Annotated in this window: 25 protein-coding genes and 1 pseudogene; 16 read left to right on the top strand and 10 right to left on the bottom strand. The window is 64.9% G+C overall.

The features are described from left to right. Positions 1 to 23: 23 nt before the first annotated feature. The 3 genes and pseudogenes from CH292_RS10230 (at position 24) to CH292_RS29295 (ending at position 1,053) form a co-directional block, all read left to right on the top strand. A complete protein-coding gene (locus tag CH292_RS10230; protein WP_371828051.1) occupies positions 24 to 638 on the top strand; it encodes a TetR/AcrR family transcriptional regulator in 615 nt (204 codons plus the stop codon). Positions 639 to 657: 19 nt separating this feature from the next. Then, positions 658 to 786: pseudogene (locus CH292_RS29300) on the top strand (DUF2256 domain-containing protein); the annotation flags it as partial. A gap of 15 nt (positions 787 to 801) precedes the next feature. Continuing rightward, positions 802 to 1,053 carry a DUF3253 domain-containing protein gene (locus tag CH292_RS29295; protein WP_230594088.1) on the top strand — a complete coding sequence of 84 codons (252 nt, stop codon included), beginning with the start codon at positions 802 to 804 and terminating at the stop codon, positions 1,051 to 1,053. On the opposite strand, the gene CH292_RS10220 is transcribed toward CH292_RS29295, so the two are convergent. Continuing rightward, positions 1,050 to 1,664 (bottom strand): TetR/AcrR family transcriptional regulator, encoded by a 615-nt coding sequence (locus CH292_RS10220; protein ID WP_033187951.1) that lies wholly within the window; start codon positions 1,662 to 1,664, stop codon positions 1,050 to 1,052. The two genes, CH292_RS29295 and CH292_RS10220, sit on opposite strands and share 4 nt — an antisense overlap. 128 nt (positions 1,665 to 1,792) lie before the next feature. Between CH292_RS10220 and CH292_RS10215 the strand changes: the two genes are divergently transcribed. Beyond that, a complete protein-coding gene (locus CH292_RS10215; RefSeq protein ID WP_094654624.1) occupies positions 1,793 to 4,003 on the top strand; it encodes an MMPL family transporter in 2,211 nt (736 codons plus the stop codon). Positions 4,004 to 4,070: 67 nt separating this feature from the next. On the opposite strand, the gene CH292_RS10210 is transcribed toward CH292_RS10215, so the two are convergent. Then, positions 4,071 to 5,015 (bottom strand): sugar-binding transcriptional regulator, encoded by a 945-nt coding sequence (locus CH292_RS10210; protein ID WP_094654623.1) that lies wholly within the window; start codon positions 5,013 to 5,015, stop codon positions 4,071 to 4,073. Between the two features lie 130 nt (positions 5,016 to 5,145). Here CH292_RS10210 and CH292_RS10205 point away from each other — a divergent pair, with 130 nt between their 5' ends. The 10 genes from CH292_RS10205 to CH292_RS10160 all read left to right on the top strand — a co-directional run bounded on the left by CH292_RS10205 (position 5,146) and on the right by CH292_RS10160 (position 15,269). Further along, positions 5,146 to 5,787, top strand: coding sequence for an SIS domain-containing protein (locus CH292_RS10205; RefSeq protein ID WP_256978007.1), 642 nt, complete (start codon positions 5,146 to 5,148; stop codon positions 5,785 to 5,787). Further along, positions 5,784 to 7,268: a xylulokinase gene (gene xylB, locus CH292_RS10200; RefSeq protein WP_094654621.1), complete on the top strand. Its 1,485-nt coding sequence runs from the start codon at positions 5,784 to 5,786 to the stop codon at positions 7,266 to 7,268. Before CH292_RS10205 ends, xylB begins: the two co-directional genes overlap by 4 nt. Then, positions 7,265 to 7,882 carry a hypothetical protein gene (locus CH292_RS10195; RefSeq protein ID WP_094654620.1) on the top strand — a complete coding sequence of 206 codons (618 nt, stop codon included), beginning with the start codon at positions 7,265 to 7,267 and terminating at the stop codon, positions 7,880 to 7,882. Before xylB ends, CH292_RS10195 begins: the two co-directional genes overlap by 4 nt. After that, the gene (locus tag CH292_RS10190; RefSeq protein ID WP_094654619.1) at positions 7,879 to 8,922 is read left to right on the top strand and encodes an NAD(P)-dependent alcohol dehydrogenase; all 1,044 of its coding nucleotides are present in this window, start codon (positions 7,879 to 7,881) and stop codon (positions 8,920 to 8,922) included. Before CH292_RS10195 ends, CH292_RS10190 begins: the two co-directional genes overlap by 4 nt. Continuing rightward, the gene (locus CH292_RS10185; RefSeq protein WP_094654618.1) at positions 8,919 to 9,683 is read left to right on the top strand and encodes an SDR family NAD(P)-dependent oxidoreductase; all 765 of its coding nucleotides are present in this window, start codon (positions 8,919 to 8,921) and stop codon (positions 9,681 to 9,683) included. Before CH292_RS10190 ends, CH292_RS10185 begins: the two co-directional genes overlap by 4 nt. Continuing rightward, on the top strand, positions 9,677 to 10,732 hold the full coding sequence (locus tag CH292_RS10180) for a zinc-binding dehydrogenase (protein WP_094654617.1): 1,056 nt from the start codon (positions 9,677 to 9,679) through the stop codon (positions 10,730 to 10,732). The genes CH292_RS10185 and CH292_RS10180 overlap by 7 nt, the downstream gene beginning before the upstream one ends. Then, complete coding sequence (locus tag CH292_RS10175) at positions 10,729 to 12,312, top strand: sugar ABC transporter ATP-binding protein (RefSeq protein ID WP_094654616.1); 1,584 nt, start codon at positions 10,729 to 10,731, stop codon at positions 12,310 to 12,312. The genes CH292_RS10180 and CH292_RS10175 overlap by 4 nt, the downstream gene beginning before the upstream one ends. Then, complete coding sequence (locus CH292_RS10170) at positions 12,309 to 13,328, top strand: ABC transporter permease (RefSeq protein ID WP_094654615.1); 1,020 nt, start codon at positions 12,309 to 12,311, stop codon at positions 13,326 to 13,328. The genes CH292_RS10175 and CH292_RS10170 overlap by 4 nt, the downstream gene beginning before the upstream one ends. Positions 13,329 to 13,374: 46 nt before the next feature. After that, positions 13,375 to 14,415: a substrate-binding domain-containing protein gene (locus tag CH292_RS10165; RefSeq protein ID WP_019667692.1), complete on the top strand. Its 1,041-nt coding sequence runs from the start codon at positions 13,375 to 13,377 to the stop codon at positions 14,413 to 14,415. A 95-nt stretch (positions 14,416 to 14,510) separates the two neighbouring features. Then, positions 14,511 to 15,269 carry a GolD/DthD family dehydrogenase gene (locus tag CH292_RS10160; protein WP_094654614.1) on the top strand — a complete coding sequence of 253 codons (759 nt, stop codon included), beginning with the start codon at positions 14,511 to 14,513 and terminating at the stop codon, positions 15,267 to 15,269. Positions 15,270 to 15,287: 18 nt separating this feature from the next. Here the strand turns inward: CH292_RS10160 and sigJ are convergent, their stop codons facing one another. From sigJ to CH292_RS10140, 4 genes are all read right to left on the bottom strand, one after another. Next, positions 15,288 to 16,205 (bottom strand): RNA polymerase sigma factor SigJ, encoded by a 918-nt coding sequence (gene sigJ / locus CH292_RS10155; RefSeq protein WP_094654613.1) that lies wholly within the window; start codon positions 16,203 to 16,205, stop codon positions 15,288 to 15,290. A gap of 7 nt (positions 16,206 to 16,212) precedes the next feature. Next, positions 16,213 to 17,550 (bottom strand): NAD(P)/FAD-dependent oxidoreductase, encoded by a 1,338-nt coding sequence (locus tag CH292_RS10150; protein ID WP_094654612.1) that lies wholly within the window; start codon positions 17,548 to 17,550, stop codon positions 16,213 to 16,215. 83 nt (positions 17,551 to 17,633) lie between these two features. Then, on the bottom strand, positions 17,634 to 18,863 hold the full coding sequence (locus CH292_RS10145; RefSeq protein ID WP_094654611.1) for a DUF4185 domain-containing protein: 1,230 nt from the start codon (positions 18,861 to 18,863) through the stop codon (positions 17,634 to 17,636). Between the two features lie 238 nt (positions 18,864 to 19,101). Further along, on the bottom strand, positions 19,102 to 19,938 hold the full coding sequence (locus CH292_RS10140) for a type IV toxin-antitoxin system AbiEi family antitoxin domain-containing protein (protein ID WP_027498970.1): 837 nt from the start codon (positions 19,936 to 19,938) through the stop codon (positions 19,102 to 19,104). A gap of 159 nt (positions 19,939 to 20,097) precedes the next feature. Here CH292_RS10140 and CH292_RS10135 point away from each other — a divergent pair, with 159 nt between their 5' ends. Together CH292_RS10135 and CH292_RS10130 are read left to right on the top strand one after the other, a co-directional pair. Further along, a complete protein-coding gene (locus CH292_RS10135) occupies positions 20,098 to 20,754 on the top strand; it encodes a hypothetical protein (protein WP_033187959.1) in 657 nt (218 codons plus the stop codon). A 12-nt stretch (positions 20,755 to 20,766) separates the two neighbouring features. Then, a complete protein-coding gene (locus CH292_RS10130; RefSeq protein ID WP_019667685.1) occupies positions 20,767 to 21,693 on the top strand; it encodes an ABC transporter substrate-binding protein in 927 nt (308 codons plus the stop codon). Here the strand turns inward: CH292_RS10130 and CH292_RS10125 are convergent. The 4 genes from CH292_RS10125 to CH292_RS10110 all read right to left on the bottom strand — a co-directional run bounded on the left by CH292_RS10125 (position 21,690) and on the right by CH292_RS10110 (position 26,784). Next, entirely contained in the window at positions 21,690 to 23,753 is a 2,064-nt protein-coding gene (locus CH292_RS10125; RefSeq protein ID WP_094654610.1) for a helicase-associated domain-containing protein, read from the bottom strand. The two genes, CH292_RS10130 and CH292_RS10125, sit on opposite strands and share 4 nt — an antisense overlap. Positions 23,754 to 23,825: 72 nt before the next feature. Beyond that, a complete protein-coding gene (galK, locus tag CH292_RS10120) occupies positions 23,826 to 24,923 on the bottom strand; it encodes a galactokinase (RefSeq protein ID WP_094654609.1) in 1,098 nt (365 codons plus the stop codon). Continuing rightward, the gene (galT, locus tag CH292_RS10115) at positions 24,920 to 26,005 is read right to left on the bottom strand and encodes a galactose-1-phosphate uridylyltransferase (RefSeq protein ID WP_020112691.1); all 1,086 of its coding nucleotides are present in this window, start codon (positions 26,003 to 26,005) and stop codon (positions 24,920 to 24,922) included. Before galT ends, galK begins: the two co-directional genes overlap by 4 nt. Continuing rightward, the gene (locus CH292_RS10110) at positions 26,002 to 26,784 is read right to left on the bottom strand and encodes a DeoR/GlpR family DNA-binding transcription regulator (protein WP_019667681.1); all 783 of its coding nucleotides are present in this window, start codon (positions 26,782 to 26,784) and stop codon (positions 26,002 to 26,004) included. The genes galT and CH292_RS10110 overlap by 4 nt, the downstream gene beginning before the upstream one ends. Positions 26,785 to 26,959: the final 175 nt, after the last annotated feature.

Below are 26,959 nucleotides of genomic sequence, written 5' to 3'. Positions count from 1 at the left end.
CTCGCGTCTGTCAACATCTACTCATGTCGACAACCCGCAGATACGCAGGCATGAGCGCCGACGACCGTGCCGCCGACCGTCGGGCACGCCTGCTCGAAGCTGGGCTGGAGGTGTTCGCGGCCTCAGGAGCCAACGGCGCAACCATGACGGCGATCTGCGCACAGGCCAAACTCACCGAACGCTACTTCTACGAGAGCTTCACCAGCCGAGACGATTTACTGCGCAACGTCGTCGACGCGGTGTCCGACGAGATCCGCACCGCAGCCCTGGACGCACTCCACTCCCCCGCGGACAGCGTCGAAGCACAGGTCCGACACGCCATCACCGCGTTCGTCACGGTCCTCACCGACGATCGACGCAAAGGCCGCGTCGCGATGATCGAGTCCTCGGCCGTCGAGTCGCTGCGCACGCATCGCCGGGAGTCGATGCGTGAATTCGCCCGCCTCGTCGCCGCAGAAGCCCACGAACTCTACGGCGACCACGCGTTGCCCGAGCCCGAGTCGCAGATCACCGGCCTCCTGTTCATCGGAGGCCTGGCCGAACTCGTCGTCGCCTGGTTGAACGACGAGATCGACGTGACCCCGTCACAGATCGTCGACGCCGCAACGCGCCAGTTCGTCGCGACGACGCATCGCTGAAAAAGCTACAGTCGAGAAAGTGGCCCACACTCGTCGACCGAAGCAGTCGACACCCGCGGACAAGACCTGTGCGTCGTGCGGGCGGCGCATCGAGTGGCGCAAGAAGTGGGAGAAGAACTGGGATGACATCAAGTACTGCAGTGATTCCTGCCGGCGGCACAAGGTGAGCGCGACGGACCGTCAGCTGGAGGACAAGATCCGGGAGCTGCTCGACGCCCGCTCGCGGGATTCGACGATCTGCCCGTCGGACGTAGCGCGCGCGATGTCCGAGAACGACTGGCGAGACCTGATGGAGCCGGTGCGCAAAGCTGCACGCCGCCTGGTCGACGCCGGGGAAGTTCAGATCACCCAGAAAGGTTCGGTCGTGGATCCGTCGACAGCCAAGGGCCCGATCAGGATCCGGTGGACGCGCTAGTCGTCCAACCGTGGGAGCAGTGGGGGTTCCGAATGCAGCTGCTGCATCACTGATTTCAAGTTTCCCAGGATCCGCGGCAGCGCTTCGGCATCGTCACCCAGTTCGCGCATGGGGCTTCCTTCGCCGACGAGCTCGAGCACCATCGTCGCCATCCGGGCAGTCGCCTTGCTGTACAGGTCGTCGTGCGGGCGTCCGAGCCTGTCGGCGACCGCCTGCTCGAGCATCACGCGCTCATGCATGTACTGCTCGAACAGCCGTGTCGTGAGCGACGGCGTCACGTCCAGAATCTGCTGAATCTGCACGAAGCGCTCACTGCCCGCCCGAGGCGTGAGGAGCAGCGCACGGAGCGCATGGCCCAACGACACCTCCAGTGGCTCGTCCTCGGGGCGCGAACGCAGCTCGTCCGCCATCTGCCCGTTGAGCTCCAACGGTCCGACGACCAGTAGGTCCTTCGTTGGGTAATACCGGTACAACGTGGTCGTGCCGATCTCGGCCTTGGCCGCGATCTCTTCCATCGTCGTCTTCTCGTATCCGCGATCGAGGAACAGCGAGAATGCCGCGTCGAGTATCAACTCACGCGTCTGCGCCGCGTGCACTTCACGTAACCCCATGCTCAGCAATGTAGCAGCTGCCCCCTTTCCGGTAGTGACTACCGTCACGGGTCAGATATGTGGTAGTCACTACCAAGTAGGTTTACGCTTCTCAATCAGAGATCACCTCCAATCGAAAGGTGCCACCCATGGCATGGCAACTGTTCAGGCTGGGCCGATGGTCCTTCCTGCATCGCAAACTCGTCGCCGGCGTCTGGGTGGTATTACTGCTGCTCGGAGTGCTCGGCGCGTCCACGTTGAACACCCAGACGTCCGACTCGTTCGAGCTCGACGGCATCGAGTCCACCGAAGCCTTCTCGCTCATCTCCGAGCGCAGCGGTGAATCCGCAGACGGTGCCACCGCACGCATCGTGTTCGAAGCGCCCGAAGGCCAGTCGCTGACGGAACCATCGAATCGAACCGCAGTCGCCGACGCCATCGCGTCGGTCCAGTCCGAGCACGTCGCGTCGGCAACGGATCCGTTCACCGCGGGCACCATCTCGGAGAACGGTCGGGCCGCCTACGCGACCGTCACTTACACGACGCCGGCTATCGATCTCGTCGACGCGGACCGCACCGCTCTCGACGAGGCGAAGACGGTCGGTGAGAACGCAGGACTCACCGTTGCTGTCGGTGGCGACGCCGTCACGGCCATGGGAGAGGTTCCCCTCGGAGAACTGATCGGCATCGGTGTCGCGATCATCGTCCTGGCCATCACCTTCGGATCGCTCGTCGCCGCAGGCATGCCCCTACTGACGGCACTCATCGGTGTCGGAATCGGCATCATGGGCATCACCGTCCTCGGCGCATTCGTCGAACTCAGCTCGGTCACTTCCGCATTGGGCACGATGCTCGGACTCGCCGTAGGAATCGACTACGCGCTCTTCATCATGTCCCGCTACCAAAGCGAAGTCAGACAGGGACATTCACTGGAGGAAGCGGCAGGCAAAGCCGTCGGCACTGCCGGGTCGGCGGTCATCTTCGCCGGACTGACCGTCATCATCGCGCTCGCCGGACTCTCGGTGTGCGGCATCGGATTCTTGACGCAGATGGGCGTCGGCGGCGCCTTCATGGTGTTCATCGCCGTGCTCGTCGCACTGACGTTGCTGCCCGCGATCCTCGGTTTCGCCGGCAAGAAGGTCCTCGGAGGGAAGATCAAAGGCCTGAAGACCGTCGATCCCGAGAACCCGGAGACACGCACCAACGGGCAGCGGTGGGTCGAGAAGGTGAGCGCGTTCAAATGGCCCGCGCTCGTCGCAGGTCTGCTTGTCGCCGCTGTGGTCTCGCTGCCCATCGCCTCGATGGAACTGGCACTGCCCGACGACGGTACCGCCCCCACCGGCAGTGACAACCGCGTCGCGTTCGACACCATCGCCGACAACTTCGGCCCCGGCGCCAACGGTCCCCTCGTCGTCGTCGTCGACACCGAAGGTGCTGCGGATCCCGTCGCGGCCGTCGGCACCGCCGTCGACAAGCTGGAAGGAATCGGCACCGACATCTCGACCATCGTGCCTCCAGTCGCCGAGGTACTCGAACCCCAGCTTGCAGCAGTCGGATTCACTACGGTGCAGATCATTCCGGACAGCGCACCGTCCGACGCTGCCACCAAAGAGTTGGTCTCGACGATCCGCGACACGATGTCGGACCTGCCCGCCGAAACCGGCGCCCGTGCCCTGGTCACCGGACAGACGGCAGTGGGAGTCGACATCGCCGACGAACTCACCTCGGTGTTCCCGCTGTACCTGGCTGTGGTCGTCGGGCTCGCCTTCATCCTGCTGATGTTGGTCTTCCGCTCGATCCTCGTGCCTCTCAAGGCTGCTCTCGGATTCCTGCTGTCCGTAGGCATCTCGCTCGGAGCGACGGTGGCAGTGTTCCAGTGGGGCTGGTTGGCGAACCTCATCGGCGTCGACACCCAGTCACCCGTCGTGTTCATCCTCCCGCTGCTGCTGACCGGCATCCTGTTCGGTCTGGCCATGGACTACGAGGTGTTCCTCGTCAGCCGCATGCGAGAGGCCTACGTCCACGGCACCCCCGCGAAGCAGGCCGTGATCGTCGGATTCCAGCACAGTGCTCGCGTCGTCGTCGCGGCAGCCGTCATCATGTTCGGCGTCTTCGCCGGCTTCGCGCTGACCGACCAGGTGATCATCAAGACCATCGGATTCGCCTTGGCCATCGGCATTCTCGCCGACGCGTTCCTGGTCCGCATGATGATCGTCCCGGCCGTCATGGCCATCGTCGGCGACAAGATGTGGTGGTTGCCCAAGTGGCTGAACCGAGTCCTGCCGAACCTCGACGTCGAAGGCGAAGGCTTGAACGACAAGCTGGCCCCGGCGAGAACTCCGGAACCTGCACACAGCTGACCTCGGGATCCGTCGTGGCCGCCTCGATCGCTCGAGGCGGCCACTTCGGCTTCGTGCGGGCGGCGTGTCAGCGAAGCAGGCCCGCAGCGGTGGTCGCGTCGATGATCAGCGAGGACACCAACCCGGACTTCAGAACGGACCGAACAGCCTCGAGTTTCTTCTCGCCCGCGACGATGGCGACGACGTCGGCGATCCCCCTCAAGTCCTCTTCCGACACCCCGATCCGGCGATCGTCCAATCCCTCGACGCGATTACCGTCGGAGTCGAGCAACAAAGCACACGACTCGGCAACCACACCTCGCGCCGTCAGTTCTTTTGCCTCAGCCGGCGACACCAAGTCGTAGACCTGAGACAACCCCGGTTGCCACGCGCCGATGGACACAACAGCTTTGGTCACCGACGCATGATGTTTCAGCGTCTCCTGAATGCCACGACTTCCCCGCAACGCGTCGCCGGTTCTGGAGTCGGCCACCACCAGCGGCGCATACATCGACCACGCGTGTCCGCCACCGAGTTCGGTGATCCGACGCACCAACTCGGCCGAGGTCGAGCTGACTGCTCCCGCCATTCCGGTCAACTGCACCACGTCGCACGTCGCGATCGAATCCAGATGCGTCGTCATCCTCGACAACGTTCGACCGCAGTCCACCCCGAGTACGTCAGTGGGAGTGACGATTTCGCTGAGCAGATCAGCGGTGACACGGCCGACGGCGTCCCAGAGAACGCCCTGCTCCTCCCCTGCCGTACGCACTGCGAACGCCATGCGTAACCCGAACGTGTCCTTGAGCGCACGAGACAGTTCGATGTCGATGGACTCGGGTGCATGAACCTTGATCTCGACCATGCCCGACGCCACGGCGTCCTCGAGTATTCGCGCCACCTTGAATCGGGAGAGCCCCAGTTCCTCGGCGATCTGTATTCGGGTACGGCCGTCGAGGTAGTAGCGCCGCGCGACCAGTCCGCGTTGAGTCAGTTCTTCCGGACCAACCCGCGGAACATTCTGCTCCGGCATGACCCCTCCCTTCGGCTCACATGAGCCTCATCATGATGCCTCACGCTCATATGAGCAACCTCGTTGACATATGAGCAACTGGCCATGCATGATCCTGTTCACAAATCACGTGAGTAGTGAGGTACTACATATGAGCGAGCTCGACGACGCTGAACTGCAGCGTCTCGCGCACACGGTGTTGGTCCGAGAGGCCTCGGGCCTGAACGGCCTGGCCGACACCGTCGAACCGAGCGTCGTTCGCGTCGCCCGGGCACTGGTCGACACCAGGGGCAAGGTCATCACCACCGGTTCCGGCACGTCCGGGATCATGGCCGAACGACTGGCTCACCTGTTGTCGGTATGTGGAACCCCGTCCCTGTACCTCCCCGCGATGGATGCACTCCACGGCGGGATGGCTGCGATCAGCACCGACGACCTCGTCCTCGCGATCTCGAAGACCGGTCGATCGGCCGAACTCACACAATTGACGAGCCGACTCGTCGGTCGCGGGATTCGAGTCGTCGCCGTCACGGAAGCTGCGAACTCTCCGTTCGCCCGGGCAGCAACCGACATCGCCGAACTACCCGCCACCGCACCCGATGCCGATCCCGGCAACATGATCGCGCTCGCCAGCACCTTGGCCGTCGGCGCATGGGGCGACGCAGTCAGCGTCGTCGCCATGGCGCTCACCGGCCACACCCTCCACGACGTCGTCAACTCGCATCCCGCAGGGGGCGTCGGTACCCGTGAGGACGTATTGGACAGCAACGACGCACCGGTGGTGGGACTGTGAGCCGCAGCGTCGTCATCGGCATCGACTCGTCCACTCAGTCGTGCAAAGCGGAGGTCCGCGACGCCGACACCGGTGACCTCCTCGGCTCCGGCACTGCGCCGCACACACCCGCATTCCCGCCGTGCAGCGAACAGGATCCACGGTCGTGGTGGGACGCCCTGGTCACCGCCGTCCGCGCCGCGCTGGCGGCCGCAGGCGACGTCTCGGTCTCCGCGATGTCGGTGGCAGCACAATGCCACGGATTGGTTCTTCTGGGCGCGGACGACGAACCCCTACGTCCTGCCAAACTGTGGAACGACACGACCGGCGCCGACCAGCTGGCGGAACTCGTCGAGCGAATCGGCGGGCCGGAATGGGTGCGCCGGATCGGGTCACTGCCCACCGCCGCCTTCACGATCGCGAAGCTCGCATGGGTGGCCGAGCACGAACCCCGTGTACTGGATGCCGCGCAACGCGTTCTTCTTCCGCACGACTACCTGACCTACCGCCTCACCGGCCGAGCCGTGACCGATCGCTCCGACGCGTCCGGCACCGGATACTTCGACGCCACGACCGATTCCTGGCTACCCGAGTACCTCGATGCCGCTGCAGGCGCACGTGACTGGCTTCCGATGCTGCCGACTGTCCTCGGCGGCGCCGACGCGGCAGGCCACGTGACCGAGCGCGCAGCCACCGAGCTCGGCATCACCGGACCGGTACTCGTCGGCGCAGGTGCAGGCGATCAGCACGCCGCGTACCTCGGTCTCGGCCTGCGCGACGGCGATCAATACGTCGGTCTCGGCACGTCGGGCGTCGTCGCGACCTCCACGCGCACCCCGGTGTTCGACGAAGGCGGCGTCGTCAACGGGGTCGCCGACGCGACGGGCGGTTACCTACCGCTCATCTGCACCCTCAACGCGGCACGGGTAGGAGACACTGCGGCCAGGATCCTCGGAACCGATCACACCGGTCTCGCCGAGCTCGCACTCGCCGCGGGACCGACTGTCGGCCCCACGCTGGTGCCGTTCCTCGACGGCGAACGCACGCCCAACCGTCCCCACGCCCGTGGGCTGCTGTCCGAGATCACGTCGGCGACGACGCGCGAGGAAATGGCACGTGCATTCCTGGAAGGCCCCCTGCTGTCCCTGCTTTCGGGCCGAGACGCACTACGCTCGTTCGGCATTCGCTGCGAAGGCCCCCTGACGGTCGTCGGAGGCGGTGCCCGGTCGCGGGCGACCCTGCAACTGCTGGCGGATCTCGCCGGCGACACGGTGACCGTGCCCGACGCCGACGAGGCGACCGCTCGCGGCGCGTGCGTACAGGCCGCGGCGGTCGCTGCGGGTCACGACATCGACGGCATGGTCGCGCTCTCTCAGCGCTGGACGCCCGCGGACCGCGCGACGGTTGCGCCCCGCAAGACCGAGCGCGACATCGACGCGGTTCGCGAGAACTGGCGTCGGGCTTCGGCTGTCGACGTTCTGGACAGGAGCGTCGCGCCATGACGGTCGCCCTCGCTCCGTGGCACGCGGGTCACGAAGATGTCCTGTCGGGCAGCATCTACGCCTCGGCTCCCGGCCGCCGAATCGATGCAGCACGCGCGCTCGTGGCTGCCGGCATCTCGGTGCACGTCGACGTCATGGCCCCGGGGGAAGGACTGCCGGCCGGAATCGATACCGCCGAGCTTGCCGAACTCGCCGACGTGGTTCCACAGCACATGCTCGGGATCCATCTCATCGGGAGCGCAGCCGGAGTCCGAAAACTACTCCCGACGATTCCTCATTGTGGAGATCTGTACGTACCCATCGGCATTCGCGACGAACGTGACTGCCGACTCTGGGCCGCGGTCTGGGACGAGTTCGACGACACTGCGCCGACCGCCGAGGATCTGGACGGCTATCACGGAGTGCTCGTCATGCTCCTCCAGCCCGGCACGTCCGGTACCGCCGACCCGGATCGACTGAAGTTCGCCCGAATGTTCTCTGCCCGCGGCGACGTCACCGTCGACGGGGGTGTCACACCCGAACTCATACCTCGCTGCCGGTCTTCAGGAGCTACGACGCTCGTCGTCGGCCGCGCCCTACTCACCGATCACTCACTGCCGGAAGGACACTCATGACCACCGCCACCCCCACACCTCCCGCATCGTCGATGCGCGCGAGCGTGATGACCGGCGTGCGCACGCTCGAGATCGAGGACCGACCCGTCCCCGCCCCGGCACCGTACGAGGTTCTGATCGAGGTCGCTGCCGTCGGCGTCTGCGGCTCGGACGTGCACTATTACCGCGAAGGCCGCATCGGTGACTTCGTCGTTCACGATCCGATGGTGCTCGGGCACGAACTGTCCGGTCGCATCGCCGCTGTCGGTGAGGGCGTCGACGCAGGACGTATCGGCCAGCGCGTCGCCGTCGAACCACAGCATCCGTGCCGCCGCTGCAAGCAATGCATGGCCGGCCGTTACAACCTGTGCCCCGACATGAAGTTCTACGCGACGCCACCGATCGACGGTGCGTTCTGCCGATACGTCACCATCGACGCCGACTTCGCACATCCGGTACCGGATTCCCTCTCCGACGAAGCCGCCGCGCTGCTCGAGCCACTGTCGGTGGCCGTCACGACGATGCGCAAGGCAGGCATCGTGCCGGGGTCGTCGATCCTCATCGCCGGCGCCGGACCCATCGGCATCATCACGGCGCAGGCCGCACGTGCTTTCGGTGCAGCACGCATCGTCGTCTCGGATCCGGTCGAATCGCGCCGAGAACGCGCCCTCACCTTCGGTGCAACCGAGGTCATCGACCCGATGAACCAGGACGTCGCGGCACTCGATCCCCAGGTGGACGCCTTCGTCGACGCCAGTGGAGCAGCACCTGCGGTGCAGAGCGGCATCCGTGCGGTCGGCCCCGCAGGACACGTCGTCCTCGTCGGCATGGGTGCCGGCGACTACCCCCTTCCCATCAGCCACATCCAGAACCTGGAAATCACCGTCACCGGCGTGTTCCGATACACCGACACATGGCCGGCGGCAATCCATCTCGCATCCAGCGGCCTCGTCGATCTCGATCGACTCGTCACCGGACGCTACGACCTCGAGCATGTCGCCGACGCGCTCGAGAGTGACACCGACCCTGCCAGCCTCAAGTCGATAGTGGTGCCTGCATGAGCAACAATCCTTTTGATCTGACCGGACGTACCGCGATCGTCACCGGCGGTAACCAGGGACTCGGACGCGCATTCGCGTTCGGCCTCGCTGCCGCGGGCGCCCGCGTCGCCATCGCCGGACGAAGCGCCGAGCGCAATGCCAAGGTCGTCGCCGAGGCCGCGGCCGAGGGATACACGTTCGAGGCCATCACCGCCGACATCACCAAGCACGCCGACATCGAGCGAATGACCACCGAGGCAGTCGAGAAGCTGGGCCAGATCGATATTCTGGTCAACAACGCGGGCACCTGCTACCACAACGATTCGTGGGATGTCACCGAGAGCGAGTGGGACAACGTCTTCGATCTCAACGTGAAAGCCCTGTGGGAGTGCAGCATCTCCGTCGGTGCACACATGCGTGAACGCGGCACGGGCTCGATCGTCAACATCGGCTCGATGTCCGGCATCATCGTCAACCGTCCGCAGATGCAGCCTGCCTACAACGCGTCGAAGGCCGCAGTCCACCACCTCACCAAATCGCTTGCTGCGGAATGGGGAACGCTCGGCATCCGCGTGAATGCCGTGGCCCCGGGATACTGCAAGACGGAGATGGCCCCGGTCGACCGACCCGACCTACAGCGCTACTGGATCGAGGACGCACCGATGCAGCGCTACGCGATGCCGGAGGAGATCGCACCCAGCGTCGTCTTCCTGGCCAGCGACGCCGCAAGTTTCATCACCGGATCGGTTCTGGTTGCGGACGGAGGCTACACAGCATGGTGAGTACCGAATCATCCACTGTACGACGCATTCTCGTCGAGGGTATCGACGACGTCAGCGTCGAGACCGTGTCGACGCCCGAAGCCGGCGCCGGTGAGGTCCGCGTCCGCAGCACGGTCGTCGGGATCTGCGGATCGGACATCCACGCCGCGCACGGCCGTCACCCGTTCATCGACCTGCCGTTCCGGCCAGGTCACGAAGTGGTCGGCATCGTCGACGCCGTCGGGGAGGAAGTGGACAGCTCGCTCGTCGGCACCCGCGTGGTGATCGAGCCGAATCTTGCGTGCGGGCACTGTACGCAGTGCCTCGCCGGGCGCTACAACATCTGCGCCGAGCTCGCAGTCTTCGGGTGCCAGACGCCCGGGGGTCTGACGGATGCATTCACGATCGCCGAGGATCGGGTCATCCCGTTGGCCGATGGCCTCGACGATCGCCATGCTGCACTCATCGAGCCGCTGGCCACTCCGGTCCATGCAGTTCGCCGAGCTGCGACACTCGTCGGCGGGTTGGACGGGAAGCGCGTCGCGGTATTCGGTGCAGGCCCGATCGGTCTGTTCGTCCTGCTCGCCGCACGCCGCGCGGGAGCAACGGTCGTCGTCGCGGATCTGCTCGACTCCAAGCGTGCACGCGCCGAACGCCTCGGTGCCGTCGGTAGTTTCGACCCGACGTCGGGCGACGCCGTCGCCGCGGCGAAAGCTGCGCTCGGCGGACCGGCGGACGTCGTCATCGACTGTGTTGCCCGCGAATCGTCCGTTGCACAGGCAATCGACATCGTCGACAAGGGTGGTGCCGTTCTCATCGTGGGTGTCGCCGCTGGTGCTACCCCGGTCCCCCTCGATCTGATCCAGGACCGCGAGATCATCGTCGCAGGATGCCTCATGTACGTCCGTGAGGATGTCCAGGAAGCGATCGACATGCTCACCGAGGGCGCGGTACCGATCCACGAGTTCGTGACGGCGGAGTTCCCGCTGGAACGGGCAGCGGAGGCGTTCACCGCCTCGACCGACCCCGAACACGTCAAGGTCCTGATCACTGTCGGTGACCGACCATGACCGGCCTGCTCGAGTGCCAGGACGTGACCAAGAGTTTCGGCGGTGTGCCTGTGCTGAAAGGGATCACGCTCGAACTCGAACCAGGTACCGTCACCGCGCTCGCCGGCGAGAACGGGGCGGGCAAGTCCACGCTCATGAAGATCGCAACCGGACAGCTACGCGCCGACACCGGAACGGTCACGATCGGCGAGCACACCCTCTCGTCCGGTGACCCGCGCGATGCGGTTCGCCACGGCGTCGCGATCGTCCCGCAGGAACTGGCGTCGATCGACGACATGACGGTGTACGAGAACATGTTCGTCGGACGTGAGAAGCGTCGTGGCATCTTTCTCGACCGCCGCGCGATGATCAAGGAAGCCGCCGAAACACTCGGCGTCTTCGACGTCGCGATCTCCCCGACAGCACGGATGGGATCGCTGCCGGTCGGACTTCGGCAGATCATCGAGATCGTCAAGGCCGCCCGCACCGGCGCCCAGGTCGTGATGCTCGACGAACCCACCTCGGCCATCTCCGAGCGTGAGGTCGAGGGTTTGTACAAGGTGATGCAGCAGCTGCGTGACCGCGGCGTCGCCATGGTCTACACGACGCACAAGATGGCCGAAATCCGCGCGATCGCAGACCGTGTCGTCGTTCTGCGTGACGGCAAGTTGATCACCGACGAGAAGCTCACGGACATCACCGACGACGACATCGTCACTGCGATGATCGGCCGTGAACTCGAGAATCTCTTCCCTTCCGTCGGCAAGGACACCGGAGACATCGTTCTCGAAGTCGAGAACCTGCACGTCGTCGGCGCATCCGAGCCGGTGAACCTGACGGTCCGCAGAGGTGAGATCGTCGGCCTCGCCGGGCTTGTCGGCGCAGGGCGTACCGAGCTCCTCGAGGCCTTGTTCGGAATGCGATCGGTGTCGTCGGGAACAGTCAAGATTTCCGGCAAAACGGTTCAGAAGGGCAAGCCTGCCGCGGCGATCACGGCCGGAATGGCTATGGTCCCCGAGGACCGCAAGGTCAACGGTGTCGTGCTGTCGATGAGTGTGCTGGACAACGGATCTCTGCCCAGACTGTCCTCGTTCAGCATCGCCGGATGGCTCCGCACCAAGTCTCGCTCGGCGGCGGTGTCCGACGCGATGAAGTCGGTTCGGCTTCGCAGCCGGGGACTCGGGCAGAGCGTCGGCACCCTCTCTGGTGGAAATCAGCAGAAAGTGGTCCTCGCACGCTGGCTTACCGGTACCGTCGACGTATTGCTCCTCGACGAGCCCACCCGCGGCGTCGACGTCGGAGCTCGCTCCGAGATCTACCGCATCATCACCGAATTCGCGAGCCGCGGAATGGCTGTCGTCATGGCGTCGTCGGACATGCCCGAAATCGTCGGACTCTCGCATCGTGCATTCGTGATGCGCGAGGGGGCTTTCGTCGGCGAGTTGGATCGAGATGCGCTCGATCACCCAGAAGTTCAGGACTCGGTGTTCAGGCTGGCAACGGCTTTGGACACCCGGACCACAGAAGCCCGGGATACCGGCACAGCAAGCGAAACCGTCGCGACCGACAAGCGGTCGTCACTCGAGGAGGCACCACAGTGACAACACCCGTCGCTGAACCGGACGAGAAGACGTCCGTATCGGCCGTTACCGGAGAGCCTGTTCGCCGGTTCTCCAGCGCGTGGGCCGGCGCGATCGCACTGCGTTACTCGATGGTCATCGTCATGTTGCTGGTGATCGCGTATTTCTCATACCGCAGTGCGCGATTCGGCACCGTCGACAACCTGCAGACCATTCTCGTCGCGGCTGCACCGTTCGCGCTGATCGCACTCGGTCAGACGCTGGTGATCCTGACCGGTGGAATCGACCTCTCGGTCGGCAGCGTCATCGCAGTGTCCGCCATGGCGTCCGCTGCTGTGGCCAAGGCCAACCCAGGACAGGTCTGGCTGACCGTGCTGGTCGCGATGTTCGTCGGCCTCGTCGCAGGTTCCATCAACGGATTCCTGGTTTCCCGCATCAATGTTCCTCCGTTCATCGCGACACTCGGTATGCTCACCGCAGGTTCAGGTTTCGCGTATGTGATCGGTGGTGGCGCTCCGATCAACGGCCTTCCGGCCGAGTTCGGCCAGATCGCCAACACCAAGATCTTCGGACTTCAGATTCCCGTCCTCGTGATGATCATCGGCATCGTCGTCCTGGCAGTGGTGATGAAGCGGACCGCCTACGGCATGCGTGTCTACGCGGTCGGTGGAAACCGTACCGCTGCAGAGATCGCGGGCATCAATGCCAAGAACGTTCTCTTCAGCGTCTACGCGCTGTCCGGAGTGCTCGCCGGATTGTCCGGTGTGATGCTGGCGTCGCGCGTCATCTCCGGTCCACCGAACCTGGGCCAGGGCTACGAGCTCGACGCCATCGCGGCCGTCGTCATCGGAGGCGCAAGCCTCATGGGCGGACGCGGCACCATCTGGGGAACTGCGCTCGGCCTGTTCATGATCCAAACCCTCAACAACGGTCTCGACCTGCTCGTCGTCCCCGCGTACTGGCAGGACGTCATCAAGGGCGTGCTCATCGTCGCTGCCGTCTCGGTCGACGTCTGGTCGTCCAAGCGAAGAACCTGACCGCTCTCGTCCCTCACCTCACTACCCACCGATCCGGAGAAGAACAATGAAGTTTGCTTCCAAGATGCTGACCGTGGCGGCCACGGGCATCCTCGCCGTCGGCGTCACTGCCTGCGGCGCAGGCGACACCAGCGCCCAGGACGGCAAGACGCGCATCGGCGTCACCGTGTACGACATGAGTTCCTTCATCACCGCAGGCAAGGAGGGCATGGAAACCTACGCTGCGGCCAACGACATCGAGCTGCTGTGGAACTCGGCGAACAACGACGTCTCGGTCCAGGCCAGCCAGGTCGATTCCCTCATCAACCAGGGCGTCGACGCCATCATCGTCGTTCCGGCACAGGCTGATTCGCTGGCACCTCAGGTCCAGTCCGCCAAGGACAAGGGCATCCCGGTCATCGCCGTGAACGCCGAACTCGAGACCGACCAGATCTCCGGCAACGTTCAGCCCGACGACGTCGCAGCAGGCGCGCAGGAGATGCAGATGATGGCCGACGAGCTCGGCGGGCGCGGCAACATCGTCATCCTGCAGGGACCGCTCGGTGGCTCCGGTGAGATCAACCGCGGTGCGGGCATCGATCAGGTACTCGCGAACTACCCGGACATCAACGTGCTGGCCAAGGACACCGCCAACTGGAAGCGCGACGAGGCAGTCAACAAGACCAAGAACTGGCTCTCGAGCTTCGGCGACCAGATCGACGGCGTCGTCGCGCAGAACGACGACATGGGCCTCGGCGCGTTGCAGGCGCTGAAGGAAGCCGGACGCACCGACGTCCCGATCGTGGGAATCGACGGTATCGAGGACGGCCTCAACGCCGTCAAGAGCGGTGAGTTCATCGGCACGTCCCTGCAGAACGGCACCGTCGAACTCTCGGCAGGTCTGGCAGTCGCCCACAAGATCGCGCAAGGCGAAGACGTCGACACGGCACCGGTGTACGTCATGCCTGCCATCACCGCAGACAACGTGGACGTTGCCATCGAGCACGTCGTGACCGACCGTCAGGCGTTCCTCGACGGACTGGTGGATCTGACCGCTCAGAACCTCGAGACCGGCAACATCGCCAACGAAGGAATCCCCGGGCAGTAACTTTCCCGGTTCCGATCTTCGAGGCGGGGCGGCAGCTCTCCCCCTCCAGCCCGCCCCGCCTCGAATCCCACCTGTACAGAGAAAGGCCCGTCTTCATGACCGCACTGCCCGCACCCGTCGATCTGTCCCTCGATGGCAAGGTCGCCGTCGTCACCGGCGGTGCGTCGGGCATCGGCGCAGCGATCGGCGCGGCCTACGTCGCCCAGGGAGCACGCGTCGTCCTGCTCGATCGCGACGGAGATGCGGCAGCGAAGCAGGCCGCCGACATCGGCGCGCACAGCGTCGAGTGCGATGTAGCCGACCGATCGTCCGTTGCACACGCCGCACACAAGGTCGTCGAAGACTTCGGACGCGTGGACATCCTGGTCAATTCAGCTGGAGTCGCCCGACTCGCTGCCGCCGAGGATCTCTCCGACGACTTCTGGAACCTGACGATGAACGTCAACCTCACCGGAACGTTCCTCGTATGTCAGGAATTCGGGCGCGTCATGCTGGATGCAGGCAGCGGCCGGATAGTCAACATCGCGTCCCAGGCGGCAACTGTCGCCATCGAAGAACATGCGGCCTACTGCGCGTCGAAATTCGGCGTACTGGGTTTGACGAAAGTCCTCGCTGCCGAATGGGCGAGCCGCGGCGTCACCGTCAACACCATCTCCCCCACCGTCGTGATGACACCGCTGGGCCGAGACGCGTGGACCAATCCGAAGGGCGACGCTCTCCGGGCGCGTATCCCGGTGGGCCGCTTCGCCGAGACCGACGACATCACCACGGTGGCCGTCTTCCTGGCTTCCCCTGGCGCGGCCATGATCAACGGCGCCGACATCCTCGTGGACGGCGGTTACACGATTCTGTGACCCGAAGACGGTGACGGGTCAGATGTTTCGCGGCAGCCAGCTGGTCAACTTCTCCGGGTTCAGCATGAACCAGACGTCGACGATGCGGCCGTCCACCACGCGGAAGCTGGCCGTCCCGACTGTCCGGTCATCCGCTACGAGACGGTAACCGAGGCCGTCCGCCATCCGGGCCTCCTCGACACGCAGAGCGGGCTGCTTCGCGACGACACCGAGCACGAAGCGCGCCACGCGATCGGAGCCGAGAACCGGCCGTCTGGCAGCACTGACGAATCCTCCACCGTCGGAACGCAAGGTCACGTCGGGCGCCAGCACCTTCATCAACTCGCCGATGTCGCCGCCGCGGCTGGCCGCCAGAAACGAACGAACCGCAGCGTCGTGGTCGGATTCCGCCACGAGAGTCGAGCGTCGCTCGCGCACATGCCGTCGAGCGGCCGACGCCAATTGCCGGGTTGCCGCAGGCGAGCGGCCCACGATCCCCGCGATCTCGTCGAACGGCACCGCGAACACGTCGTGCAGTACGAACGCCACCCGTTCGGCAGGAGTCATCGCTTCGAGCACCACCAGAAGCGCCGTGCCGACGGCGTCGTCGAGGGTGACACGGTCGGCCGGATCGATCTCCGCAGCAGTGCCGGCGAACAGGTCAGCCGGCACCGGTTCCGGAAGCCACTCTCCGACATAGCGTTCACGCCTCGCTCGTGCAGAACCGAGGAGATCGAGAGCCACCCGACTCCCGACGCGCGTCAACCACGCCGCCGGATTCGCGATCTCCGCCCGTTCCTCCTCGCTCAGTCGATACCACCGCAGATACGTCTCCTGCACCACGTCCTCGGCGTCGGAGAGCGTCCCGGTCATCCGATATGCCATCGACAGCAACCTGCGTCGCTCGTCGTGGACGTCGCCGAGATGTGCAGGCAAGAACTCGGTCTCGTCGTCCATCACCGGATCATGCCACTTCCCCGTCGACGTTCGCGCGCGGTTGCCCGGCCCTCGTGAATGCATCCCGCGGGGCCACGGTCGCCGCGAGCGAGGCAATGTCGCGGCGACCGACGAACGCGCCGACCCAGCCGAGCAGAACCCGAATCTTGCGCTCCCACGTCGGTACCGCAAGGACGTGGTACCCGCGGTGCATCGCCCATGCGGGCCATCCCTTGACGACGATCCACTTGTACTGGAACAGACCGTGTCCCCGGCCGAGAGTCGCGACCAACCCGAGGCTGCTGTGCACGTAGTTCTTCGGTTCGCGGCCGCGCACACTTGCAACGATGTTGGACGCCAGCCTTTTTGCTTGCCGAACCGCGTGCTGCGCATTGGGAACCGTCGTCGCGCCGTGCCCGACGGCGAGGTCCGGCACCACCGCGTTGTCGCCTGCCGCCCAGGCGTCGGCGACGGTCTCGTCCTCGGCTCCGACGCGCAGGTCCGCACGTGTCACAAGGAATCCTCGTGCGTCGACGGGGAGGTCCGTGTGCCGTGCGACGACGCCGTTCGCAGCGTTGCCCGCAGTCCAGACGATCAGATCCGAGTCGAACTCTTCCCCCGTCGACAACACGACGTGGCCGCCGACGGCCGACACCATCTGGGCGTTCAGGTGCACGTGCGCGCCGCGACCCCGCAGATGCCGGACGACCCAGCGTCCCGGCCCGTCGCTCACCTCGGGCAGAATCCTGCCCTGCGCCTCGACGAGGTGGAACGCAAGCTCGCGGGCCCCGATCTCCGGGTAGTACGTCAGCTGCTCGGTCGCGAGAGACAGCGCCTCCGCGAAACCTTCGACTCCCGAGAATCCACCGCCGACGAACGTCACGGTCAGCAGGCGGGCACGCTCGGGGCCGTCGGGCAGAGCAGCTGCCCGGTCGAACGCGGTGAGCAGCCTGTCCCGGATCGCGACGGCCTCCTCGACGTTCTTCATGCCGATCGCCTCGTCGACGAGGCCCGGAATCGGGAACGTCCGCGTGACGGCACCCGCCGTGACCACGACGATGTCGTAGTTCAGTTCGATGTCGCGGCCGTCGAGGCCGTGGGCTCGGACGAGCTTTCGTGCGTGATCGATCCGGTCCACGGTGGCGGCAACGAGGGTGGTGCGGCGCAGGTGCCGACGCAGCGACACGACGGTGTGCCTCGGCTCGATCGCGCCGGAGACCACCTCGGGCAGAAACGGCTGGTAGGTCATGTAGGGGCGAGGATCCACCAGAGTCACGTGCGCCTCGTCGCGGTGAAGCTTCTTCTCGAGATTCAGCGCTGTGTAGAGCCCGGCATACCCGCCGCCGACGATGAGGATCTCCGTCATGTCCCGCCTCCGATTGTGTCTGTACCTCTACGACGACACAGCCGACTCATATGTGAGGAGGCATCAAGTGGTGCGGGACTCGGCTACTTCAAAACGTCGACGTTGGTCCGCAGCAGCAGCACGTTGTAGTCCGACCACCGTGACGCGGTGAAGTAGAGGTCGTTGCCGCTGGACAGTGGGTGGATGTACGGCGCGTAGATTCCGCCGCTGGTCTGCCGGCTGTTCAGGAGCGTCTTCGGCGCACTCCACGGCCCTTCGGGCTTCTCCGACGTGCGGGCCACGATGGTCCTGTCGACCTCGTTGCCGTACAACATGACATACCGCTTCAGAGTGTCGTTCCAGGCCACCGACAATTCGCTGACGGGTTCCGTCACCACCGACTTCGAATCGGCCACATTCGTCGACCAGGGCTTGGCCTGATCCTGCGTCGAGTACTCGTACTTCGTCAGGTCGAGGATTTCCTCCGGCTTCACGCGGGCAACGAACGCAGCACCGAACCGACCGTTGGGCGTACCGAATTGGTAGATGTAGCCGTCCTGACCTTCCGCGTAGGCGTTCATCTGGTACTTGCCGTTTCTCTCCTCGACCTGAGGGAACGCCGGAATCGTGATGCCTGCGTTGACCCGGATCGTCGCGGCCGCAGTCTGCCAGCTCTGCCCGTTGTCCTTCGACGTCGCGATCGCGGAGAAGTTGGTGACCCACCGACCGGGTGCTCCCCACGAGCGCACCGACATGTAGTTCATGTACTGCACACCGCCGATCGAGATGGCTGCAGTAGGAATGACGGTGTCCTCGACGCCTGCGACGCCCAGACTGGGTACGACCTCGCTGGCGAATCCTGCTGGTTCGACGACCGCGCCCGACGTGGAATCGCCCGGCACTCCGTCGGCTACGGTGATGCCGTCGGCGAGGTTCTTGTCGTCCGACCGCAGCAGAACGTTGCTTCGCCACTGCGCCCCGGTCACCGAGCAATTACCGAACGTGTCACCGAACGCCATCAGCGTCTGCCCGGACCCGTTGTCCCAGCTGATGCCCAGATCCGTCCCGGAGATGCCGAACCGGTCGTAGGTGTTGTTGGGGCTCAACGGCCCGGTGACCCATGCAACCGACGTCGCGTTGCCGGAGATCGCCGGAAGCTGGCCCTGCGGTCCACGCGGATTCTTCTCGGGTCCACCACCCGCGCTGCCCGAGGACCCGAACAGCGGCGACGAGCCCGGCCCGCCGATGCCTCCACACGGTTCCGCACTGGCGGTGGGTGACGAGAGAACGGTGAGTCCACTCGCCGCGAGGGTAAGAACAGCGCCGATCGCCATCTGCCGAGTACGTGCGCGCATGAACGCTCCCCACCGTGTCGTGTGACTCGTGTTACTCATGAGACTGATGGGGTGAGTGTTACGTAAATCCTCACTTCTCGCAAGGCGTCCAGGCACGACAAATACACAAGCAGCAGAATGACATCCGTGTTGTTCAGCACAGCCAAGGCCCGATCCTGACGCTCCACTATCGACTCGAATGCGCGGAAAACCGCAGATTCGTCCAAGGAATGGAGCGTCAGGCACCCCTGCTACGTCTACGGCGTCGCACAACGCCGACAATCTGATCCGCCACGGCGTCGACATCGCGGTACACCGTTGCAGCGGAGTAGCGGAGCACCAACCAGTCGTCGAGGATCATCCGGTTTTGTCTGACCCTGTCGTTGTCGAAAGGCCCGGGCGCGATGTGGTACTCGCGCCCGTCGATCTCCACGTCGACCTTGGCGTGATAGTCCACGAGATCTCCGAGGTACGGGCCGATGGGTGCGTTGATGTTCATCCGAACACCGCGAGCCCGGACGGCCCTGGCAACCATCCGCTCCGGTTCGGAGAATGTGCCTGGGCAACAGTGTTCCAACTGACGACGAACCTCACGCATGCCCTTCATTCCTTTCGTGGCAACGATGTGGTCGGTGACCGCTCGCCACGACACCCGTGCGCCGATATTGCGGTCGAAGAACTGGTCGAGCGGATCACCGGTCAGTGTGGACGCGACATCCACGAAGCACTGGGCGGCGAATACCACCGGTAGGCCGTGCCTTTCGGTCGACGACACGGACCGGCGGTGCAGCACGAATCCGTCGACACTGCTGACCCGTACCGATACCGGCACGGTCGCGTGAACCGTCGACGGCTCGTCGTCGAGCAGGCCCCAGAGCCACGCTGCGCTGTCGTGACTGAGTACTGCATCGCTCCGCCACAGGGTGAGGGCGGTGCACAGGTCGAAGTAGGACGGTTCGGGATCCGAGTAGATCCGAGGAAGGACCCTGAACAAGCGACCCGTCCGTACCCTCCGTGCGATGCCGGACCGTGCAATCCCCTGACTCTCCAGTTGTGCACGCGTGTAGACCCCCATGGCTCGTCACTCTGCACCGTCGTCGGCGCGTCCAACCCTCGGCGAACGGCCGCCTGTGGATAACGAGAACGCCTGTGGATGAACCAGCTGCAGTCGAATTTCGTACCGACAGGACGATCGATTGGGAATGGTTGCCCGCATGTAGTTGGATCGTCAGTCATGGCGGCAACCGAGCGTTTCACCTTTCCGACCGAACGAGCCCAGCGCACGACGGTGCTGACCGGCACGGCGTCCGGCCACCGAACCAGGTACTGGGAACTGTCCGATCACATCGCCTATCCCGACATCCGCAACATCGTCGCGGACTACATCAACGCCACGATCTCCGACCCGGCGAACACCGTCCGGCACGGGTGGACCGTCACCGCGCTTCCCTCGGCAGACTCACCCGCCCACGAGCGTCGACTCCTGACCCTCACCTGCGGCGGCGTCGACACCCTCGTCGTCACCGAATTCAGCAACGACGAAGACGACTCGATCGAACTGGAAATGCTCGTCAACACCGACACTGCGAACGGGTACTCCGACGAGCAACTCGACTTCTCCACCGAATTGGTCACCGCCACACGAGGAACGGCAGACACCGCGGACGTCTGGTCGTGGCGAATCGACATCGGCGCACTCCTCACCGACGACGCCGACATCGACTTCGGAATCTCCGACGACGAATTCGACGACCTGGCCTACGCACTCAACTCACGTTCGATGGCCGACCGCGCACCCGACACCAGCGACCACAGCGACGATCTTGCCGGCGACCTGCTCGCCGAGGCCTATCGGCAGCTGCGGGACGCCGACGACGCTACCGTCGACTGACACGTCGAAGGAATGGGGAACATGACACATCGACCGGTGCGCATACCGACAGTTCTGGCCGTGATGGCGGCGACCGTTGCCTTGACTGTCTCGGGGTGTGGGAGCGATACGACCGACGAACAACCCGCGGATAAGGCCGCCGGTGACGGGACGTTTCCCAGGACCGTTGCGTCCGACGTCGTGATCGAGTCGAGGCCGACGTCCATCGTCTCACTGAGCCCGACTGCGACGGAGACGTTGTTCGCCGTCGGTGCAGGCGAGCAGGTGGTCGCGGTGGACAGTCAGTCCGACTTCCCGACCGACGCACCCAGAACCGAGCTGTCCGCGTACACACCGAGCTTGGAGGCGATCATCGGCTACGACCCGGATCTGGTGGTTGCCTCCGACGACATCGACGGCCTCGTCGCCGGTCTGGACGCAGCCGATGTACCGGTACTGCTCCTTCCCGCCGCGACGAGCATCGACGACACCTACGCCCAGATCGAGACCATCGCCGACGCCACCGGTCACGACACCGAAGGTGACGCAGTGGTCGCGGACATGCGCACACGCATCGATGCCGCGGTGGCGAGCGTTCCCCAGTCGAACGCGACCTACTTCCACGAACTCGATTCGATGCTCTACACCGTGACGAGCGAGAGCTTCATCGGCCGAATCTACGGCCTGTTCGGCTTGACCAGTATCGCCGACGGTGCCGGCACCGATTATCCGCAGATGTCCGACGAAGGTGTTGTCGCGGCCGACCCCGACATCGTCTTCCTGGCCGACTCGCAGTGTTGCGGGGTGACGGCGGAAACCGTTGCAGCTCGGCCGGGTTGGGCGTCGACCACCGCGGTACGTGACGGTGCGATCATCACGATGGACGAGGATCTGTCGAGCCGGTGGGGTCCGCGCGTCGCGGATCAGGTCGAAGCCGTCGCCACTGCGCTCAGCAGCTAGTCACCGGCCGACGCGAGCGCCTCGGCCAGTTCGTCGTACGACGGTGCCGTACCGAGAGCGTAGGACGGCGCCGGCTCTGCGTTCGGTGCCACCTGCGTGCGCCCGATGATCACCTGGCCGTCCGAATCACGATGCACAGGCGCATACCCCGCTGATCGAAGCGCCTCCAGCGACGCCTCGATCGGCGCGGTGAACCCGACAACCGTGGGCGCGAGAACAACCGGACCGAGCTTCGACAACCGTCTGTTCGCGGTGATCTCCGAGATCAACGCTTCGTCGGGCGCCACCACTGCACAGGCAAGCGTGTAGGCACCGATGCTGCCGTGCGTGCGGGCTACATCGTTTACCAGATAGGTCAACGCCTGCGGGATGCCGCCGGTCGAGAACCTGTCGAGCCCCTCGAGCACCTCGGTGACGGTGAGGCCGTCGTCGAAAGCTTCACGGACACTGGCCTGATCGAACCGCCACGTCGTCGCGGCCCCGGTCGCCTCGCGTACCGCGACACTGTCGAAGAAGTGGGCCAGCGTGGTTCCGGGTGGCCCGAACACCACTGCCGTCAGATCCGCGCCGACGGTCGCGCGCATGTGCGCTGTGGACACGGCCCGCTCCACTGCGTCGAATACGTTCTCGGACAACAAAGCTCGACCCAGTTCGGTGCCGGCGCCCAGCGCCCGGGCGCCGACGAGTTCCGCCTCACGCTGCGTCATCTGCAGTATGTCCAGGCCCTCCTCGACGGGAAAGCACGGGAACGTCCACCCGAGCATCGTCACCACTGCCCCGTCGTCGGCAAAGGCCTGTCCCGCCTGAACGAGCTCGTGTGCCGACACGACCGCGCGGCGCAACAATCTCGGCGGGATCTCGCGCGATTCGTCGGCAACGCCTTCGTACTCCGCGAGATACACGGCGTCGGCGTTCCACCATGTCTGGAGCAATGATGCAGCCTGGGTACCCGGATCACTTGCCAACCACCGGACCGATCGGTCCGTCGCGACCAGAACATGCGAGGCCGGAGCGTGCCTTCGGCCCTTCGGCGCCGGCAGAGCTTCGAAGTCGAGCAGACGGTCGCCCAACGCGAGTTCCAGAGCCATCTGGACGGCGTCGACCTCGCCGTGTAGATCCTTGGCCATCGCACGCACCGTGCGCACGCCGACGGCATTGGATTTGAGCAGCTGGATCGGCGTGGTCGATGCAGATTCGATCACCCCGGTCACGAGCTCCACCATGCGAAGAACGCGCGCCGACGCTTCCGCCTCCACGTGCCCTGCGTCGACCGGTTCGGAGTCGACCTCGGGCGGAGTCGGGCTGAATGGTAGAACGAAATCGGCACCGAGAAGCGCCCGGGTCACCTGTACCGGCATCGACACCGGCCCGTTCGCGACCTGCCATGCCAATCCCCGCTGCACTGCCCATGCGCCGGGACGCGCGGCCGTCAGATACACCGGATCCGCGTAGAGGATCGAGTCTCGGCGGGCAGCGTCGTACAAAAACTCTTTTTCGCCATCCGGCGCAGTCTCCACCACGCTCCGCAGTGCATCGGGGTCGTCGAACAACGACACGAGCTGTTCCACCACCTCGGGCCGGGCCCCGTCTCCGCGGAGACCCAGCTTCGTCGAGACCGAACGCAGCACCGGAAGCGCAGCCGCATCCAAGGACCGGCGAACATCGGTGCCGTAACTCCGAACCGCGTACACCGGAAGAGGATGTACCGCTGTCAGCACCCCATCCGACACCCACGCGATCTGCAGTTCGGCCAGATCCACCACTACAGCCTCGAAGCCCGACTCCGGATCTCCCAGCAACCGACGGACGGCATCGACCGTCGCCGGCATCCGCAACTGCTTGCACAACGCAACCGCGGACAGCACCTCCACCGCCGGCCGCGGCAGCGTCAGGTAGACATCTGCGAACGAATCGCCCCCGACCAGATGACGTGCCAGCTCGTCGAGATCCTCGGGAGCATCGGTCCGCGCCACATGACGGCGCCGCAGCAGCAACGCCAGCGCATCCACGTCCAAAGCCGCAATTCGCTCGCGAACGGACTCCTCGACAGCGGTAAGCATGACCGCAACCCTAATCCTGGCCGCGGAAGTTCCCGAACAGCAGGAACGTGACCTGCAGAACGATGTCCGGCGTTACGTCCGGTCGTTCACGAGCGCGGCCCCGCGGCCGGCCCGGGCGGTGAAGATCGTCGGGTCCGGGAAACCCCGCTCGGCGATGTCGGACGTCACCGCTGTGGTGATGCGGTCGACGTCGGGTGCCGGAACGAGTGCGATCACGCATCCTCCGAAGCCGCCCCCGGTCATGCGTGCGCCGAGAGCTCCGTGGACACCGAGTGATTCGGCGATGAGATCGATGTGGGGTGTGGTGATCTCGAAGTCGTCGCGCATCGAGGCGTGGGACTGGTCCATCAGAGTTCCGACTCGACGAAAGTCACCGCTCGCCATGGCTTTCGCGCACTCGAGTACGCGTTGATTCTCGCTGAGGACGTGACGAACTCTCGCCCGGTCGACCGAGTCCCCTATCCGCTCCAGAACGTCCTCGCCCTGCACGTCTCGCAGAGTGTCGACACCCAGCTCCCGCGCCGCGCGGGTACACGACTCGCGACGTGCCCGATACTCTCCGGTCGAGTGCTGATGCGCTGCATTGGAATTGACGACCAGCAGTACCAGATCGTGCGCGTCGAGCTCGAACGCAACCGGTTCGACGGACGAGGTCTCGAAGTCGATGAGCAGCGCCCGGTCGACCTCGCCGCCCAGAGACGCCAACTGATCCATCAGGCCCGTCGGCGCACCGACGAAATCGTTCTCACCGCGCTGCGCGAGCCGTGCGACGTCCAGATTGTCGAGTTCGGTTCCGGTGGCCGCGTTCATACTCAGGAGCACGGCGCACTCGAGGGCCGCCGAGGAGGACAGACCCGCTCCGATGGGCACGTCGCTGTGAACGCTCATCGCGCCTCCGACGACGGGGTGTCCCGCCTGCGCGAGAGCCCAGACCACACCGGCCGCGTAGGACGCCCAGCCGTCGACGTCGCCGGGCTGCGCGGTCACGTCGAACGCGGAACCGACGCCCTCTTCGTCGCTGGCCAGCGTGATTCGGTCCGACCCGTCCGGCTCGAACGTCACCGTGGTGCGTTCTTCGAGCGCGATGGGCATCGCGAAACCGAGGTTGTAATCGGTGTGCTCGCCGATCAGGTTGATCCGCCCGGGCGCGTACGCCGTGTACGTGGTCACAATGCCTTCAATCTGTCGGCCATCTGCTCGGGGGTGACGTCGGTGATGAACGCGTCCATGGCCGATTCGGATCCGGCCAGGTACTTGAGTTTGGTCTCCGACCGTCGCACCGACATCAGCTCGATGTGAAAGTACCCGTCCGCCTGGATTCCGTCGGACCGATACTGGTGCAGGGCCGAGATGTACGGCAGCGGTGCCGGATACATCCTGTCGAAACGGCCCAGAACGTCGAGGTAGACGCCGGTCAGCGAGTCGAGTTCGTCCTCGGTCAGATCCAACAGACTGTGGACGTGTCGATTCGGGTAGATGTGCACCTCGACGGGCCAGCGAGCCGCGAACGGAACGAATGCCGTGAAGTGCTCGCCGGACACCAGCACCCTACGACCGTCGGCGATCTCCTGCCCGAGAATGTCGGCGAACAAGTTGCGTCCGTGGACCGCGGCGAACTCGCGAGCCTGACGCAGCATCGACGTCGTCCGCGGCGTCAGGTACGGGTACCCGTAGATCTGCCCGTGCGGATGAGACAACGTGACGCCGATGTCCTCCCCTCGGTTCTCGAAACAGAAGACCTGTTCGATACCGTCGCGTCCCAACAGATCTGCGGTTCGCTCGCGCCACACGTCGACGACAAGACGTGCATGGTCGTGAGACAGATCAGCGAAGGACGCGGTGTGATCACTGGAGAAGCAGATGACCTCGCAGCGCCCGATTCCGGGAGCCTGCAGATCACCGTCGTGCAGAATCGGTGCATCGGGGCCTGCGTGCGACAGGCTCGGAAAGCGATTCTCGAACACGACCACGTCGTAATCCGCTGCGGGAACTTCACTTCGGTCTCCGCCCGGCGACGGACACAGAGGGCACTGATCCGCGGGCGGCTTGTACGTACGGTCCTGCCGCAACGCCGCGATCGCAACCCAATCACCGGTCTGACGGTCACGCCGTACCTCCGACTGCGCCCCGTTCGGTCGCGCGGCCAGAGGCCGAACGTCCGGAACCGGGTGAGCGACGTGGCCGGGCAACGAGAAGAAGAGGATCTCCCGGCCGTCGGCGAGATCGGCTCGAACGGGGTGCTGCGTGGTCATGATTTCTCCGTCTCGGCTACCAGGATGTTCTCCACGTGCGGCGCCAGCGCGGCCCTGTCGGCCACGTCGAGACCGTCGTCGACGACGAGTGTGTCGATGTCCGACATTCGCCCGAACACGTTGGTGCCCACTTCTCGATACTTGGTGTTGTCCGCCAACACGAACAATCGTCGGCTGGTTGCGATGAGCCGACGATTGGTCTCGGCCTCGGCGATGTTCGGTGTGGTCAAGCCGGATTCGATGTCGAAACCGTGCACACCGAGGAACACTGCGTCGACACGGAACACGTCGAGAGCTGCGTTGGCGATCGGCCCGACGAGCGCGTCCGACGGGGTGCGTGAGCCGCCGGTGAGGTAGACGACAGGATTGGGCTCGTCGGGGTGCCCGGTGAGCTCCTGAAAGATCGAAATCGAGTTGGTGACAACAGTGATGGCGTCGCGGCCCCTCAGCAGTCTTGCCAGTTCCAGCGTCGTCGTGCCGGCACTGACGGCGATGGTCATTCCATCCTCGACTGCTCCGAGGGCGGCACGGCCGATAGCGACCTTCTCGGCGTGCTGCCGTGCTGCCTTCGCCGTCGACGGTGGCTCGATACCTCGGTTCCCTCGCACGATCGCACCGCCGTGGACCTTGCGCAGCACTTGACGCTCGTCCAGAACGTCCAGATCACGCCGGATCGTCATCTCCGAGACGCCCAGGAGATCGGCCAGTTCGACCACCTTGACTGCGCCGTCGGTATGCAGCGCCGCCAGGATCGCGGAGTGTCGTTCCGCTGCCAGCATCGGCACCTACCTCTGATTTCGGGGCACGACTGAATCGGTGCACCAGCGACCTTGATGAATCGAACATTACCAAACAGAACCGGACACAAATGCGGGAACGGATGTACGTAATTGTTTGAACCTGTTACTTTGTGTTCACATCGCTCACACCAGTGAGCCAGCTCACTCAACCAGG

It is taken from the genome of Rhodococcus sp. 14-2470-1a (assembly GCF_002259425.1).
GTDB lineage: Bacteria > Actinomycetota > Actinomycetes > Mycobacteriales > Mycobacteriaceae > Rhodococcoides > Rhodococcoides fascians_E.
The sequence above is the reverse complement of the archived record's forward strand: the minus strand, read 5'-3'. Positions and strand labels throughout refer to the sequence as shown.